We start from the raw sequence: 16,544 nt of genomic DNA, 5'->3' as shown, positions 1-16,544 counted from the left end.
GAAGATTAGCTTCTTCTATTCGCTGGATTACTTTCAAATCTCTAAAATCCATTTAAAAAAAGTGAATTTAGATCTATTTTTTACGCTCAATAACGTAATTGACCATAAGAATAAGAGAGTCTTTATAAGGAGAGACAGGGTATTCTTCCAGTAAGGCCAGCGCCTCTTGTTGAAATAATTTCATTTTGGCAACGGCATAGTCCAAACCACCATTGTCCTTAACAAAATTGATCACTTCTCTCACTCGCTTACTATCCTTGTTATGGTTTTTGACCGAATTTATCACCCATGCCTTTTCTTTGGCAGGAACTTTATTCAGCACATAAATAAGCGGAAGAGTCATTTTTTGCTCTTTGATATCAATGCCAGTTGGCTTTCCTATTCGTTCATTTCCGTAATCAAAAAGATCATCCTTGATCTGAAAAGCCATGCCTATAAGTTCTCCAAAGTGACGCATTTTTTCTACTTCAGGAGAATCCGGCTGGACTGAGGCTGCCCCGAGGCTGCAACAAGCCGCTATAAGGGTAGCAGTTTTTTGTCTTATGATCTCGTAGTAAATATCTTCAGTTATATCCAGGCGCCGCGCCTTTTCAATCTGCAGCAATTCACCTTCGCTCATTTCTCTTACAGCGACAGAAATGATTTTCAGTAAATCAAAATCGTTATGATCAATAGAAAGCAGAAGTCCCTTTGAAAGCAAATAATCTCCCACCAGTACGGCGATCTTATTTTTCCAAAGCGCATTTATGGAAAAGAATCCGCGGCGGCGGTTAGAATCGTCCACCACATCATCATGAACCAGGGTAGCAGTATGAATAAGCTCAATAACAGAGGCTCCCCTATAGGTGCGTTCGTTCACCTTCCCGTCTGCAACCATTTTTGCGACAAGAAAAACGAACATGGGCCGCATTTGCTTACCCTTGCGATTTACTATAAAATGAGTGATCCTGTTTAAAAGGGCAACCTTCGAAGACATCGACTGAGTGAACTTTTTTTCAAAAAGTTCCATCTCCTTTTCTACCGGCAGCTTTATTTTGGAAATTACCTTCATAAGGGCTGCTAAGATAGTTAAAAGATTAAATTTTTAACCTCTTCAAAAAATGCCTTTTTTGCCACTTTAGGTGGGAACTTCTTTAGATTTGTTCGCAAGTTGTCCACAGGCTGCATCAATATCTTTTCCGCGTGACCGGCGGACTGTACAGGTAATTCCGTTGCGTTCCAGTTCCCTTACGTACATGTCTGTAGTTTCTGAAGGAGCCTGCCGGAAGGTTTCATCACCTATATCATTATATTCTATCAGGTTAACCTTACAGGGAACGTATTTACAGAACCTTACCAAAGCATCAATGTCTTTTTTACAGTCATTAATTCCCTTCCATACTACATATTCGTAGGTGATTCGGCTCTTTGTCTTTGCATACCAATATTCCAGGGCTTCTCTTAAATCTTCCAACGGGAAGGTCGCGTTGAAAGGCATTATTGATGTACGGACTTCATCAATGGCTGAATGTAATGAAACAGCAAGCTTGAATTTCACCTCCTCATCGGCCATCTTTTTTATCATTTTTGGCACTCCTGAAGTCGAAACGGTAATACGCTTTGGGGACATATTTAAACCTTCAGGAGAAGTGATCATTTCAATTGCCTTAAGAACATTATTGTAATTCATGAGCGGCTCTCCCATTCCCATAAAAACAATATTGGACAGCGGCTTATCAAAGTACAACCGGCTCTCATTGTCAATAGCGACTACCTGATCGTAGATCTCATCGGGATTGAGATTACGCATTCGCTTCAGCTTTGCAGTAGCACAGAACTTACAATCGAGACTGCATCCAACCTGAGAAGAAACACAGGCTGTAGTTCGCGATTTTGTAGGAATTAAAACGGATTCCACGGTGAGGTCATCATGCAGCTTGACAGCATTTTTGATGGTTCCGTCACTACTTCGCTGCATCTCGTCCACCCGTATGTGATTGATCACGAAATTTTCATTCAGCATTTGACGGGTATTCTTCGAAATGTTGGTCATATCTTCAAAAGAATGGGCTCCTTTTCCCCACAGCCACTCGTATACCTGAGTTCCGCGGAAGGATTTATCTCCCTGAGAAACAAAGAATTGCTGAAGCTGTTCTTTGGTCAATGCCCGTATGTCTTTCTTTCCGTTTTTCACGCTGCAAAAATACTAAAGTAATTGCGATTTTATATACCTCTCTAAAATGTCATTTTTGAGGATCAATAAGTTAGCCGCAAATTACAAACCAGTTATTTAGCTTCCTTTCTTAATAATTAAACCCTTACAACCCTTACAGGGTTCCAAACCCTGAAAAGGTTCAAATAGAGATGCTGAAACAAGTTCAGCATGACGTAAAGATCCAAATGAAAACAAGTTCAGCATGGCATGAAAAATATCCCTTCACCCTGAACTTATTTCAGGGTCCTGCCGGGTTGCTATCTTAAAGAGATGCTGAATCAAGTTCAGCATGACGAAGAGGTCGAGGCAAAAACAATTGAAGTATTATAAAAAATAGAATTTCACCACGAGGCACAAAAAAACCTCCCAGTTCTGAATGATCCGTGAGGTTTAAATTTACTTTACTGCCTACTTAAAAACTGCATCCTGCGTGCTTACAGAATAAGCATCGCATCACCGTAAGTGTAGAATTTATATTTTTCTTTTACCGCTTCAGCATAAGCCTTCTTCATAAAATCATGCCCGGCAAAGGCCGAAATCATCATTAATAAAGTAGATTTAGGCGTATGGAAATTGGTGATCATACAATTAGCAATACTAAAATCATAAGGTGGAAAGATGAATTTATTGGTCCAGCCACTGAATTCATTTAGAGTTCTGTTTGAAGAAACAGAGCTTTCCAATGAACGCATCACAGTAGTTCCCACTGCACAAATTTTACGTTTTTCGCTAATAGCTTTGTTAATAGTATCTACAGCAGGTTTTTCAATAAAGGCTTCCTCGCTGTCCATTTTGTGTTTAGAAAGATCTTCTACCTCGACCGGGCTAAAAGTTCCCAATCCCACATGCAGGGTCACCTCGGCAAAATCAATTCCTTTGATCTCAAGTCTCTTTAAAAGATGCTTTGAAAAGTGAAGTCCGGCAGTAGGAGCCGCCACAGCACCTTCAGATTTTGCATAAATCGTTTGGTAACGCTCTTTATCTTCAGGTTGAACATCTCTTTTTATATATTTGGGAAGAGGAGTTTCACCCAGTTCGGTTAATTTATCACGGAATTCTTCATAAGATCCGTCATAAAGAAAACGCAGGGTTCTTCCGCGGGAAGTCGTGTTATCAATAACTTCGGCAACAAGACTTTCATCCTCGCCAAAATATAATTTATTTCCAATTCTTATTTTTCTTGCAGGATCAACAAGTACATCCCACAAACGGGTTTCAGCATTTAATTCTCTCAGCAAAAACACTTCAATTCGGGCACCGGTCTTTTCTTTATTCCCAAAAAGACGTGCCGGAAAAACCTTGGTATTGTTCAATACCATCACATCCTGAGGTTCAAAATAATCTATAAGATCCTTAAACTGCTTGTGCTCGATAGTTTGGTCCTTACGGTTTAAAACCATGAGGCGAGCCTCATCCCTGTTTTCTGAAGGGTACTCTGCCAATAGTTCATCCGGAAGGTCAAAACTGAAGTGCGATAATTTCATTCCCATATAAGATAGATTTTTAAGAAGCTGCAAATATACGACCGCGAGATAGGCGTTGTCAAGTAAATGCCGGTTTATTTAAGAAATGTGTGGTTCTATAAGGCACACAATGGGTTCTACTGATTATTTTTTAATCTCTAGCCGAATCTTTTACGGAAAATTTTAGCTGCTGCAAATCTTTCCAGAACTCGGGAAATGATTTGCTCACCACGCCCGCATCCTTTATCTCCAGAGGAACTTTTAAAGCCAGGGGAGCAAAGGCAAGCGCCATACGGTGATCATTATAAGTTTCAATAGAAATATTGGATCTAATTTCTTTTGAAGCTGAAAGCTGAAGGGAATCTTCTGTAATTGAAACTTTGCCTCCAAGCTTCTCAATTTCGTTCTTCAATGCCTGAAGCCTGTCGGTTTCTTTAATTCTTAGCGTATGTAATCCCGTTAACCGCGCTTCCATTCCCAGGCCGAAGCAGGTGACCGCAATTGTCTGAGCAAGATCGGGGCTATTTGCGAGATCGAGTTCCAGAACTTTGGGAAGTTGTACTTCCATTTTCTCCAGCCCTATCTCACCTTCCAAAAAGGTGGTTTTTACACCTAATTTTTGGTAAATATCTGCTACGCTCCTATCGCCCTGCAGACTGTTTTCACGATAGGAAGTCAGAGATATTTCAGCAGAATCAGACAGGGCTGCCAGGCTGTAAAAATAAGAAGCCGAACTCCAGTCGGATTCTACAACTATTTCAGTTTTTGGCACCGATTTTTGTGGCTCAATAGAAATTTTATTGTTTTCAAAACTTCCGGAGATCCCGCACTGCTTCAGAAGCTGCAGGGTCATTAAAATATAAGGTACAGAAGTGACTTTTCCTTCGAGGTGGATATGCAAACCTTCGGGCAAGGAGGGCGCCATCAACATCAAAGCAGAAATATACTGGCTGCTGATGTTTGCTTTTACCTTTACCTCATTTTTCAGCAGCTTTTTGCCTTTGATGCGCAAAGGTGGATAACCTTCTTTGTTTTCATAAGAAATTTCTGCTCCCAATTCTTTAAGAGCATCTACTAGAATGGCAATGGGCCGCTCCTGCATACGCTGACTTCCCGTAAGAACCACTTCCCGGCCTTCACGAGTTGTAAGATAAGCAGTTAAAAAACGCATTGCAGTACCTGCATGGTGAATATCAATTACTTCTTCGGAAGAAGCCAGGGCCTTTTGCAGTACCCGTGTATCATCACTATTGGACAGGTTTTGAATTTCAATTTCAGGAAATTGCGCCTGCAGGATCAACAGCCGGTTCGATTCACTTTTAGAACCGGTGACAGAGATACTCCCGGCAAGGTTCCGGCTCGTGGTAGAAAGTTGCACGTGCATAGGTTATTCTCTTTTGAAGTTTTTACGCCTGCTCGTCATGTACATCGCGTAAACAAAACTTATTGCAGCTTTAACAAGAAAATATTCAATCCATTTTCCATTGGAGAATTCATCCTGATAAATTACCGCAAACTCCCCCGAAATTATTTGATTAAAATGGGAAATAATCAGGGAAAGCCCCACAAATATTACAAAGAATATAGTTCCCAGCTGTAATACCCTTACCCAGTAATTGGGATTTTTAATGTCTTCTAAAATGCGCATTTTACTGTAGCTTTTCGTTATTTTTATGGCGATCCTTATCGCGCTGAGTCTTTAGGTTCAGCTTTTTGTCAAAAGCCTCCTGAAGATTAATACCGGTTTGATTTGCCAAACAAAGCACGACGAAAACAACGTCGGCCAACTCCTCTCCCAGATCTTTTGCCTTATCACTTTCTTTCTCACTTTGCTCTCCATATCTGCGGGCAATAATGCGGGCCACTTCCCCTACTTCTTCGGTAAGCTGGGCCATGTTTGTGAGCTCATTGAAATACCGTACCCCGTGCTCCTTTATCCAATCATCTACTGCTACCTGAGCGTCCTGAATATCCATACTATCAAATTTTCTTCAAAACTATAGCTTCTAATTGTTTCTCCACCAATTGAGCACAAAATTCTTTTAGGGCAGAATACTGTTGAGGCAAAAAGACGGTGACATTTTCATGAATTTTTACCTAACGGTTGGTTTAAAGACTCTTTACAAGAACTGCTTTTTGGTTGCCAAGAGCATTTATCATATTCATGAATTTTCTAAAATCCTCTACAGATTCGGCAGGCCAAACACCGTCCCTAAGCACATAATCCCGTTCTACTATCAGGACATCTCTACCATTCTTTTCAATTACCTGCACCTCCATCTTAAAACTTCCAAAATCTCCATCAATATTTACTGCTTCAGGAATTGCTTCCTGTTTAAATCCTGCCGGCAAGACAAATTCAAAGACATCAACATCATGTCTTCCCCTGCTTATTTGTAAGGGTAGTTTCCTGTTGCTACTGCCGGTAAGTGAATAGTAACTTGGGATAAAAAAGCTGAGAGGCAGCAGCAGGCGATTTCCTGCTTTTGAAGTATACCTGTCCCCGGTGAACTTAAGAACTTCAGTAAATTCCTGATTTTCCCTGTCGTTAATAAATTTCGGCTTTTGAAAATTCAGATTCTTTAAGTGACCCCAGTTCTTCTTGTAGAACAGGATCTGATCATCTTCCTTTGCCGTTGTAATTACGTAGATGTTTCCGTAAGGAATTCCGCGGCTTTTTTGCACTACCGAAGCCTCAAAATTCCCATCTTCGTTAAGTTCTATGGTAGTAGAGGTCTCTCTTATATTTTCTTCCAGGCTGTAGTTTTTAGTGCGTACAATTTCACCACCTTCAGGCTTTACCAACAGGACAAAACGATCATCTGTAAAATCTCCCAGATAATTAAAAGGACTGGTTTGACTGGTACATTCCAGCCAAATGTCTTCTCCATTCTCCTGCGGCAGGTTCAGGATCACATGATTTCCCTGCATGGAAGTAAAATCGGGATCAATATTTTTCTTTTCTTCCCCTGCAAAAACCACTGCATAATGGGAGAGGATATTTTGAGAATCCAACAGGGCTTTAGTGTAATTGGTAAGTCCCTTACAATCCCCGTATTTTAACTGATCTACTTCTGCAGCCGGCACCGGCTCCCATCCCCCAATTCCCAACTGCACACTTATGTACCTGGAATTCTTCTGAACGTAATCATATATGATCTTTGCCTTTTCTACATCAGTTTTTGCTTTGGAAGTAAGCTGAGTTATTTTATTTACGGTAGTTTCAGGAAGCTTATTCCTTCCCTGCAACAGGTTTTCATATTGCCATTTTCCGAAGTCCTGCCAGGTAGTGCTGCTTCCATTCACTCCTACCAGCGAAAAATCCTTTAAAGCTACCCGCAGTTCAGGATTAAATTCTTCCATAGAGGGACTGAACGGTTCCGATTTGTAGGCAGGAAGATTTTTTAATATGTAAACCAGGCCATTATCGGGAAAAGACTTTTCTATATGGAGACCATCAAGATTTCGCTCCTTGTAGCGCAATTCGATATTAGCAGGATTATTCAGAACATAAGTTGAACTTTCGGTACTTATTAAATAGCCTTTAAGAGGGTCCCAACCTTTCACAAAAATTGTATTGTTGCTTATAACCTCACTTTCATAGACCATCGTGTATGGATAATCCTGAGGGGTAAACTCTGCATAGCTTATCCTGTCGTCACTGTAAAGTGTTCCGGAACTTACAGCACTGCGGTCCTTAAAATGTTTCTGTTTAAATTTTTGAATTTCTGCTCCATTCTTGTCCAGAATTAAAAGACTTTGATCTTTAATCTTCATTTCATCGCTGTAGAAATCTCCGGCAAAGGCAAAACTGTCTCCCTGGGTATTTAAAATGGTTAATACCTTCCGGGTAAAAATCTTCATTTTATCAACTGCCTCGACGGTTATTTCTACCACTTCATCACGGACAACTGCGTTGGCGTTTTCCGTTAATGCGGGATCAATAAGGTTACTTGCGTAGGGAGAGATTTGAGAGAAAACTGCCGTTGAATTGATCAACAAAAACAGAAAAAATAAATGGCGATACATTGATAAACAGATTGTTGGCTAATATAGCAATTTTAACTGTTTTTAACATTTATTTTTAGAATCAATAATTATTGTTACCGGACCATCATTTAAAAGCTGAACTTTCATATCTGCACCAAATTGACCGGTACCCACTTTCTTACCTAAATCGATCTCCAGTTGCTTTACGAAATCCTCGTAAAGCGGAATTGCCACCTCTGGCTTTGCAGCTTTTATATAACTCGGTCTGTTCCCTTTCTTAGTACTCGCGTGCAGGGTAAACTGGCTAACTACAATTGCATCTCCTTTTACATCGAGGAGGGAATCATTCATTACCCCATTGCTGTCATTAAAAAGGCGCATGTTCACAATTTTCCTTGAAAGCCATGAGATATCTTCAAAAGTATCATCATTATCTATCCCAACCAGGATCAATAAACCATTCCCTATTTTGGCATTTTTGACACCTTCTATGGTTACAGCTGCCTCAGAGACCCTTTGAATTACTGCTCTCATTCGGGTTGATGATTATCAAATCGATAATTTTGCTCGTCTTCGCCTTTTAATATCTGAAGATAACTTTTGTAGCGGGACCAGGGGATCTTGCCGGCTTCCAAGGCTTCTTTAACGGCACATTTTGGTTCCTCCAGGTGCAGACAATTGTAAAATTTACAATCCTGTTTACGGGCAAAGAATTCCGGAAAATAATCTCCCAATTCCTCTTTTTCAATATCTACCACCCCAAAGCCTTTTATACCCGGAGTGTCAATGATCCTTGCTCCTAAATCAAGATCGAACATTTCGGCAAATGTTGTGGTATGTTGTCCCTGCCGGTGTTGTTCAGAGATCTCGGTAGTTTTAAGATCTAATTTGGGTTCGATTGCATTCACTAAAGTAGATTTTCCTGTACCGCTGTGGCCTGAAATCATACTCGTCTTATCCTTCATGAGCTCTTTTACCTGCTCAATATTCTTCCCGGTTTTAGCTGAAATGCCGATGCATTGATAACCAATTTCCCGGTACATGGCCGCAAGATATTTAACTTCATCCAGCTCCTCTCCCTTCAGGGTATCAATTTTATTAAAAAGTAAAATTGCTTTAATGTGGTAAGCTTCTGCAGTGATCAGGAAACGATCAATAAAGGTGGTAAAAGTTGTTGGATTATTTAGAGTTATAAGTAAAAAAGCCTGATCAATATTGGAAGCAATAATATGAGTTTGCTTGGAGAGATTTACCGATTTCCGAATGATGTAATTGTCACGTTCCTTAATTCCAGTGATCACACCATTTTGATCCTCTTCTAAAGTATCTTCAAGTTTAAATTCCACCCGGTCTCCCACTGCCACAGGATTGGTGCTCTTAATATCTTTGATCCTGAATTTCCCTTTAATACGGCATTGGTAGAACCGCCCGTCATCTGCTTTTACCTGGTACCAGCTTCCGGTGGATTTGTAAACGGTTCCTGTCATAAATATGATTGTTTCTAAAATTTTGAGGGGTCTAAGCTTATTAGGCAACCCAACCCTTTTACCTCACTTTTGCCTCACTTTTGCCTCACTTTTGCCTATAAAAACAAAATTACATTTATTTATTCAATACCTTATAATTTTAAGTATAGCCGAGATCGCAACAGGAGAAATCCCTGCAGGATCCATATTGGAACACCTTTAAAAAACAAGAACCCCATATTGGGGTTCTCAATAAAAATTATTTTATAGACTTCATTACCTTCTCCTGGTGGTCAATAGACTCCTGGTGAATGGCTTTATAAATTCGCATAATGAATTCTTCACTTAGTCCATTCTGCTCCCCCACCTTGGTCATTTTATCTAAAATTTCGCTCCATCGCTGATTTTGTAGTACTGCTACGTTCTGTGCTTTTTTAGCCTTACCTATCTCGTCTGATATTTTCATCCTTCTGGAAAGCACATCCAGAATTTGTGTGTCGGCGATATCTATCATTGCCCTGAGGCTTTGCAGTTTAGTCTGGAACTCCTCACTTTCCGAAATCTCTTTTCTAATCTTGAGATCCTCCATGAATTGCACCAGGGTAGCAGGGGTTATCTGCTGTGCAGCATCACTCCAGGCATTATCGGGATCGTGGTGTGTTTCCACCATGATTCCGTCATAATTGAGATCAAGGGCCGTTTGGCAGAGGTCAAAAATGGAAGTCCTGTTCCCGGCAATGTGAGACGGATCAAGAATTAATGGGAGATCGGGAAATTTTGTCTGGAGATCGATTGGAATCTGCCACTCGGGATTATTCCTGTACCTTGTCTTTTCGTAAGTAGAGAATCCACGGTGAATAACTCCAAGATTTTTTATATCACATGTGTAGAGTCTTTCGACGGCTCCAAGCCATAAAGAAAGATCGGGATTTACAGGATTTTTTACCAGGACCACCTTATCTGTGCCCTTAAGAGCATCTGCAATTTCCTGAATAATAAACGGTGAAACCGTGGTTCTTGCACCTATCCATAAAATATCGACATCATGTTTCAACGCTAGGTCAACATGGTTTGGGTTCGCAACCTCGGTAGTGGTAAGCATTCCGGTTTCTTCCTTTGCCCTTTGTAGCCACTTTAAACCCAAAGCTCCAACTCCCTCAAAATTTCCCGGGCGGGTTCTGGGTTTCCAGATTCCTGCTCTCAGTACAGTCGCATCGGTATCTTTCAACTGGTGGGCAATCTTTAGCACCTGCTCTTCTGTTTCTGCGCTGCAAGGTCCCGCAATTACAAGTGGGTGGTCCAGCCCAAAATTATCTAACCAGGTTCTGAGTTCTTTCTTGTTTTCCATGATATGATCAGTTTATTCCGTTTAAAATCGTTTTAATATGATTGGTTCTTTCCATCTCCAGGAAGACCTCCTGAAAGTCATCATTCTCAATTAGCTTTTTGAATTCGGAAAGATTATTTATATACTCCTCAAGGGTTTCGAGGATATTGCTTTTATTTTGCTGAAAAATTGGGGTCCACATAGCGGGTGAACTTTTTGCAAGGCGAACTGTAGAAGCAAATCCGCTGCCAGCCAGGTCAAAAATGTCTTTTTCATTCTGTTCTTTCTGAAGCACTGTTTTCCCCAGCATAAAGGAGCTGATATGCGACAGGTGGGAAACGTAGGCGATATGGCGATCGTGTGACTTTGGGTCCATGTACCTTATGCGCATTCCCAGTTTCTGAAATATTTCCAGAGCTCTTTCCTGCAGTTTAAAAGCTGTTTTTTCTACTTCACAGATGATATTGGTCTTGTCGTGGAAGAGATCTTCTATAGCTGCTGAAGGCCCAGAGAATTCTGTACCCGCAATAGGATGAGCTGCAAGAAAATTCCGTCGGTTTGGATGTCCGGCGATAGCTTCACATAGTCCGGATTTGGTTGAACCTGCATCAAAAACCAGAGTGTTCGCACCTACATGATCCAGCACCTCAATGGCTACCTTTTTTGCTACATCAACAGGAACAGCTATGATTACAACATCTGCCTGCTCCACATCCTCCAGCCCCGCCGAATTGTCAATTAATTTAAGCTCTTTTGATTTCAGAAGATGATCTTCACTTGCATCACTTCCGGAGATCTCGACGTGCGGAAATGCCTTCCTTATTCCCAGCGCAAATGATCCTCCTATTAAACCTATACCTATAATGTGAAATTTCATGCTTTCAATCGATTACAGGCTTTTAAAATATTTTCTTCTGTAGAACATAGGGAAAACCGGATGTATCCTTCGCCCTGACTTCCGAAAATGAATCCCGGGGCCGCAAAAATATGATACCTTTTTAAAAGATGATCCACAAAACCGTCTGAGGTGGTACCCTGCGGCACACGACACCACAAAAACATCCCCGTTTGATCTTCAGTAAAATTACATTCCAGAGCTGTAGCCAGTTTTACGATTTCCTCTTTTCGTCTTAAATAAACCTTATTCTGCTCGCTAAACCAGCTTTGCGGCAGCCTTAGCGCCATGGCGGCCCCAGCCTGTAGCGGAAAGAACATTCCGCTATCCATATTAGTCTTCACTTTAAGTACCGAGTTAATGTTCTTTTCACTACCGCAAAGCATCCCAATTCTCCAGCCAGACATATTAAAGCTTTTACTGAGGGAATTCAACTCCAGTACTCCATCTGTTTCGTCGGAATATTTCAGGATACTCTCCGGCTCTTCATTAAGGATAAGACTGTAGGGATTGTCATTCACTATGAGAATTCTGTGTTTCTTTCCGAAGGCGATAAGTCTTTCAAAAAGGTCTTTTTTTGCAACGGTACCGGTAGGCATGTTGGGGTAATTGACCCACATAAGTTTCACCTTGCTCAGGTCCTTTTTCTCCAGCTCATTAAAATCGGGCAGCCAACCCGTTTCCTCACTTAGGTCATAAAGAACAGAAGTAGCTCCGACTAAACGGCTAACCGCCGCATAGGTAGGATATCCGGGATTGGGAATAAGAACCTCATCACCTTCATTTAAAAAAGCCATTGAAATATGAGTGATCCCCTCCTTACTGCCCATTAATGGAAGTATCTCGGTCTCAGTATTTAGTGTGACACCATAAAAATTCTGGTAGAATTCCCCAATTGCATTTCTAAAATCTGTTGTCCCACGATACGGCTGATACTGATGAGCACCCGGATTTAATAACGCTTGGTGAAGCGCCGTCATCACCTGCGGCGGGGGCGGCAGGTCGGGGCTTCCAACTCCCAGGTTAATAATAGGCTGCCCGGAATCCTGGAGTGCCCTTATTTCCCTTAATTTTGTTGAAAAGTAGTACTCCTCAACATGGTTCAATCTACTGGCCTGTGCTATCATAATAAGCCGCTTTTATAAATTCCTAATACTTTTAATTCCTGGGTTAATCCCCCCAGGACCTCAGTTACTTTGTGTAACTCCTCTTCATCCTGGAACAGCACATCTATAAAAAATGCATATTTCCAGGGAACATCCACCACGGGAACACTTTGGATCTTAGTCATATCAAGATCAAAATCCCTTAAAATATTCAGCACACTTACTAAACTTCCCTTTTTGTTTTCAAGTACGAATTTAAGAGATGCTTTATTTGCCCCGTTGACCACAGGAGCCGCATTTTTAGAAGAAAGCACAAGGAAACGGGTGGAGTTGCTCTTCATGGTTTGAATACCTTCCTCCAGGATCTCCAGGTCATAAAATTTAGCCGCTGCCTTGCTTGCTATAGCTGCAACTCCTTTCAGGTTTTGCTCCCTTATCCTTTTTGCCACTTCGGCAGTATCTGTGTCTTCAATAAGTTCCAAATGAGGATAATCCTTAAAAAATGTCTGGCACTGGAGAAGAGCCATGGGGTGAGAACAAACCTTTTTTATATCAGCTATTTTTTGGCCGGAAAGGGCCATGAAATTCATAAAAATGGGAATATAATGTTCCCCTTTTATCTGAAGATTGTTCTCATCAATAAGGGCGTAATTTGGAAGTATAGTACCCGCTGTAGAATTTTCTAAAGCCATTACTGCACTTATAGACCGGTTCGTCAACAAACTGTCAACCACTTCTTTGAAGGACCGGCATTCATCAACTAAAACTTCTTTACCAAAATATTCCTGAGCCACCTGGTGGTGGAAAGAACCTTTTATTCCCTGTATGGCAATCTTTTCTTCCATTTTAAAAGCAAAAAAAATCCCGATGCTTACATCGGGATTTCAGTTATAATTTTTATTTAATTATACGGCACCCCCGATCCTATCTCTGCTATAGAAATAAAAATAATACCAGGCGTTCCAGATTAATAAATTGTTCATTTTCATCTTTGTAATAAGCTAATGTAGCATATATTTTTAAAAAACGATATTTTTTCCTGAAAAAATCACGAGAACGATTGCGCTGATTTAGTACTCCTTGAGTTACCTTCTTAAAAACTTCTTCCTTTTAAAAAACTTCAATTACTTTTGAAAAAAAGCTGTTATGTCTATACAGGTAAATAAGATCTCAAAATACTACGGGGAACAAAAAGCACTCGATGAAGTTTCTTTTTCTATACAAAAAGGAGAAATTGTAGGTTTTCTTGGACCAAACGGCGCCGGAAAATCAACTTTAATGAAGATCCTTACCGGCTATCTGCAACCTTCTTTTGGCGAAGCTACTGTAAACGGATATCCTTTGACTGAAGATATGCTGAAGGCGCAGAAAAGTACCGGCTACCTGCCCGAACACAATTCCCTCTATACCGAAATGTATGTGCGTGAATATCTGGAATTCAATGCAGCTATTTACAAGGTCCCAAAAAAGCGAATTGAAGAAGTAATTATTCAGACGGGACTTTCCCCCGAAGCCAATAAAAAGATCGAGCATCTTTCCAAAGGATACCGGCAACGGGTAGGACTTGCAAATGCCTTACTGCACGATCCCTCTGTGTTGATCCTCGATGAGCCGACAACCGGTCTTGATCCCAATCAATTAGTTGAGATTAGAGAATTAATTAAACAAACCGGAAAAGAAAAAACTATTTTCCTCTCTACTCATATTATGAGCGAAGTTGAGGCTTTGTGCGAGCGGGTGATCATTATCAACAAAGGCAGAATTGTAGCCGATAAACGTCTTGCCGAACTCCGCGATGAACAGGTGCAGATCCTTGAAGTGGAATTCGACTATCGAATTGAAGAAGTTGCACTTCAACGACTTCCCTATCTAATAAACACCAGAAATACCGGCGGATTCGTTTATGAGCTTACATTTGACACTCAAAAAGACATGCGGCCAACCGTCTTTGATTTTGCCCACGACAACGGATTAAAAACCCTGCAACTGAACAGGAAAAATAAAAATCTTCAGAATTTATTTTCAGAATTGACTTTGAAGAAATAAATTCCAATGCTGACCTGCAAGGTTTTAAAAACATTTTAGGTCTTTTTATAAAAGCGTTTACGGACTCATTAATATTTCTCGGCTCCTAAGGACAAACCTACAAGGTCAAAAAAAGACCTTGCAGGTTAGGTTCTGATCATCCCTCTCCCCACAACCCTTCCACGGTTTCAAACCCTGAAAGGGTTAAATTAATTAAAAAACAACTTTCCGGTATAGAAACTCTCTAGCTCCACCACCGGCGGCCTGTTTACTGAAATAACATCTCCAGTACTTCTTATCTCACCTTTCAAAACCTGCTGCGGATTCACAATAAGCTTGTTCGTTCCCCGGTGCTGAATTTCAACCGTGCCGGCAATCAGGTCCTGCGCCTCCACCCTTCCATCGCCGTTAGCAATATACAGGTTCAGATAATCGGTTTCCCCACGGAGAAAGAAGTTTGAAAAATCATCTCCTGTCACCCGAACATTTTCTGAAAACAGATGCAGATCAAAATCTCCTACGGTATAAACTCCCTTTGCCCGTTCCTGATTTAAACTGCGCAGCCAGATGTTTTTAAAATGCAATTCCCCAACGCTATTAATAACCCGGTTTCCTGCATTTTGAATCCATACGAGATTGGGCACGGTGACATGAATGCTGGTCACATCATATTCACGAAAAAAATTACAACCGCTATCGTTCCTTAGAATAAGTCGGTCGTCAATAACTTCTGCAGAGATCTCATTTAAAAGATTTTCTCCGGTCTTAACCACTACCTTATATTCTGTGCCTTGTTCGATAAAAAGATCTATGTCTTCAAACACAATAAGCTCATTAAATGGTTCAACCTGAAGTTCTTTTTCGACTATTTCTCCGGAAGTCTGGAAACAATCTGGCGCGTCTTCAGTGTCGCAACTTGACAACAGCAGTAGGCTCAAAAAGGGGAAAATCAGCAGATATTTTTTTAGTAGCGCTGTCATAACCTGTATCCAATTGAAAATTCCACTGCTTCGGCATTGGCACCATGTGATCTCACAGTTACAGAACCAAAAAGGTCTTTATAAATTTCCCTTTGAAGACCGATACGGTTATAGATACGGTCAACATAATGATCATAAGGGTAATAGGCATAATATCCCAGATGTGTTATAAAGGAAAGCTTCCTGAAAGTAAGCTGATGCCCAACAAAAACTCCCACCCGCTTTGCATCTTCATCTCCGGTGGTACCGACCAGTGGAAACGCGACCGAATAAAAGTAAATATACTCTTCCAGTGCCCTGGACAGGAAAAGTTCAGCTCCGGCATGCAACGTGCTTTTATGATTCAAAGATTTATCGGCGTAAGCCGAAATAGTGAGAAAAGGGTAGGATTCCGAACCTATGACCCCTGTAGTATTCACACCACCCCGTAATACAAGATTATATCGTATGGGTGCCGAAAATGGCATTTTTGGTTCCTTTTCTATAAACTCTCTTTGGGAGGCGTGATTGAAATCGTAATTAAGTCCTGCACTCCAGGCAATGGTATTGGTGGAGCTATTTGGAGATTTAAAATCGGCGTTAGAGTAATGGATAAGGGAGAGGCCGGTTTGAAATCCGACACCCCCAATGAGGTTTTCGAACTGGAAATTCCCGGTGAAGATCGTGGAACTCAGCAGCCGCGAGCCGTAGGCATTGTTACGGTAGTTATCATCAGGATGATATGGATTTGTAGTTACTGCCAGCCCCTGACCTACCTTCAGCAAAAGGTGCCGGTTTAAGATGTAGAATCCGAGATGGGCATAAGCACCAAAGTTCTCTCCCAAATGCTCATTTTTGAAATCCTGGTAGGACAGCGAAAAACCAACGTTGGGATAGTTGTACCGTCGCTCCCAGGGTTGGTCCCCATAGGTCTTCCGGTTGAAGTGCAACAACATTCCATGGGGATGTTCGGTAATGAGATGAGAAATATTGGGATTGTGCTCCCAGATGCTTCCGTAGAAATAATTTGCCTCTACAGTATAATGCTTCTCCTGGGAAAAACCCCGGATGCTAAGGCAAAGAAAAAGGAGAAGCAGAAATTGTCTCATGGGGGAAATG

General features: G+C 41.1%; 16 protein-coding genes. 1 reads left to right on the top strand and 15 read right to left on the bottom strand.

Annotated elements, in window-relative coordinates:
- Positions 1–73: 73 nt before the first annotated feature.
- The 13 genes from H148_RS0112715 to H148_RS0112655 form a co-directional block, all read right to left on the bottom strand.
- Positions 74–1,051 (bottom strand): polyprenyl synthetase family protein, encoded by a 978-nt coding sequence (locus H148_RS0112715; protein WP_029035145.1) that lies wholly within the window; start codon positions 1,049–1,051, stop codon positions 74–76.
- A 66-nt stretch (positions 1,052–1,117) separates the two neighbouring features.
- Complete coding sequence (gene rlmN, locus H148_RS0112710) at positions 1,118–2,173, bottom strand: dual-specificity RNA methyltransferase RlmN (protein WP_029035144.1); 1,056 nt, start codon at positions 2,171–2,173, stop codon at positions 1,118–1,120.
- Between the two features lie 455 nt (positions 2,174–2,628).
- Positions 2,629–3,684 (bottom strand): tRNA preQ1(34) S-adenosylmethionine ribosyltransferase-isomerase QueA, encoded by a 1,056-nt coding sequence (gene queA, locus H148_RS0112705; protein ID WP_029035143.1) that lies wholly within the window; start codon positions 3,682–3,684, stop codon positions 2,629–2,631.
- A gap of 124 nt (positions 3,685–3,808) precedes the next feature.
- Positions 3,809–5,041 carry a 3-phosphoshikimate 1-carboxyvinyltransferase gene (gene aroA, locus H148_RS0112700; RefSeq protein ID WP_029035142.1) on the bottom strand — a complete coding sequence of 411 codons (1,233 nt, stop codon included), beginning with the start codon at positions 5,039–5,041 and terminating at the stop codon, positions 3,809–3,811.
- A 3-nt stretch (positions 5,042–5,044) separates the two neighbouring features.
- Entirely contained in the window at positions 5,045–5,305 is a 261-nt protein-coding gene (locus H148_RS0112695) for a hypothetical protein (RefSeq protein WP_029035141.1), read from the bottom strand.
- Position 5,306: 1 nt separating this feature from the next.
- On the bottom strand, positions 5,307–5,633 hold the full coding sequence (locus tag H148_RS0112690) for a nucleotide pyrophosphohydrolase (protein WP_029035140.1): 327 nt from the start codon (positions 5,631–5,633) through the stop codon (positions 5,307–5,309).
- A 133-nt stretch (positions 5,634–5,766) separates the two neighbouring features.
- Positions 5,767–7,686 (bottom strand): DUF3857 domain-containing protein, encoded by a 1,920-nt coding sequence (locus tag H148_RS17865; RefSeq protein ID WP_037325219.1) that lies wholly within the window; start codon positions 7,684–7,686, stop codon positions 5,767–5,769.
- Positions 7,687–7,728: 42 nt separating this feature from the next.
- A complete protein-coding gene (gene dtd / locus H148_RS0112680) occupies positions 7,729–8,181 on the bottom strand; it encodes a D-aminoacyl-tRNA deacylase (RefSeq protein ID WP_029035139.1) in 453 nt (150 codons plus the stop codon).
- Entirely contained in the window at positions 8,178–9,134 is a 957-nt protein-coding gene (gene rsgA, locus H148_RS0112675) for a ribosome small subunit-dependent GTPase A (protein WP_029035138.1), read from the bottom strand. The genes dtd and rsgA overlap by 4 nt, the downstream gene beginning before the upstream one ends.
- A 238-nt stretch (positions 9,135–9,372) precedes the next feature.
- Complete coding sequence (locus tag H148_RS0112670; RefSeq protein ID WP_029035137.1) at positions 9,373–10,461, bottom strand: bifunctional 3-deoxy-7-phosphoheptulonate synthase/chorismate mutase type II; 1,089 nt, start codon at positions 10,459–10,461, stop codon at positions 9,373–9,375.
- Positions 10,462–10,468: 7 nt separating this feature from the next.
- A complete protein-coding gene (locus H148_RS0112665; RefSeq protein WP_029035136.1) occupies positions 10,469–11,317 on the bottom strand; it encodes a prephenate dehydrogenase in 849 nt (282 codons plus the stop codon).
- A complete protein-coding gene (locus H148_RS0112660; RefSeq protein ID WP_029035135.1) occupies positions 11,314–12,462 on the bottom strand; it encodes a pyridoxal phosphate-dependent aminotransferase in 1,149 nt (382 codons plus the stop codon). The genes H148_RS0112665 and H148_RS0112660 overlap by 4 nt, the downstream gene beginning before the upstream one ends.
- Positions 12,459–13,286, bottom strand: a complete 828-nt coding sequence (locus tag H148_RS0112655) for a prephenate dehydratase (RefSeq protein ID WP_029035134.1) — start codon at positions 13,284–13,286, stop codon at positions 12,459–12,461. Before H148_RS0112655 ends, H148_RS0112660 begins: the two co-directional genes overlap by 4 nt.
- 301 nt (positions 13,287–13,587) lie before the next feature.
- Between H148_RS0112655 and gldA the strand changes: the two genes are divergently transcribed.
- The gene (gene gldA / locus H148_RS0112650; RefSeq protein ID WP_029035133.1) at positions 13,588–14,487 is read left to right on the top strand and encodes a gliding motility-associated ABC transporter ATP-binding subunit GldA; all 900 of its coding nucleotides are present in this window, start codon (positions 13,588–13,590) and stop codon (positions 14,485–14,487) included.
- Positions 14,488–14,675: 188 nt separating this feature from the next.
- On the opposite strand, the gene H148_RS0112645 is transcribed toward gldA, so the two are convergent.
- Positions 14,676–15,446 (bottom strand): head GIN domain-containing protein, encoded by a 771-nt coding sequence (locus H148_RS0112645; RefSeq protein WP_029035132.1) that lies wholly within the window; start codon positions 15,444–15,446, stop codon positions 14,676–14,678.
- The gene (locus H148_RS0112640) at positions 15,443–16,534 is read right to left on the bottom strand and encodes an acyloxyacyl hydrolase (protein WP_029035131.1); all 1,092 of its coding nucleotides are present in this window, start codon (positions 16,532–16,534) and stop codon (positions 15,443–15,445) included. Before H148_RS0112640 ends, H148_RS0112645 begins: the two co-directional genes overlap by 4 nt.
- Between the last annotated feature and the right edge of the window lie 10 nt (positions 16,535–16,544).

It is taken from the genome of Salinimicrobium terrae DSM 17865 (genome assembly GCF_000424665.1).
In the GTDB taxonomy this organism is placed as follows: Bacteria; Bacteroidota; Bacteroidia; order Flavobacteriales; family Flavobacteriaceae; genus Salinimicrobium; species Salinimicrobium terrae.
The sequence above is the reverse complement of the archived record's forward strand: the minus strand, read 5'-3'. Positions and strand labels throughout refer to the sequence as shown.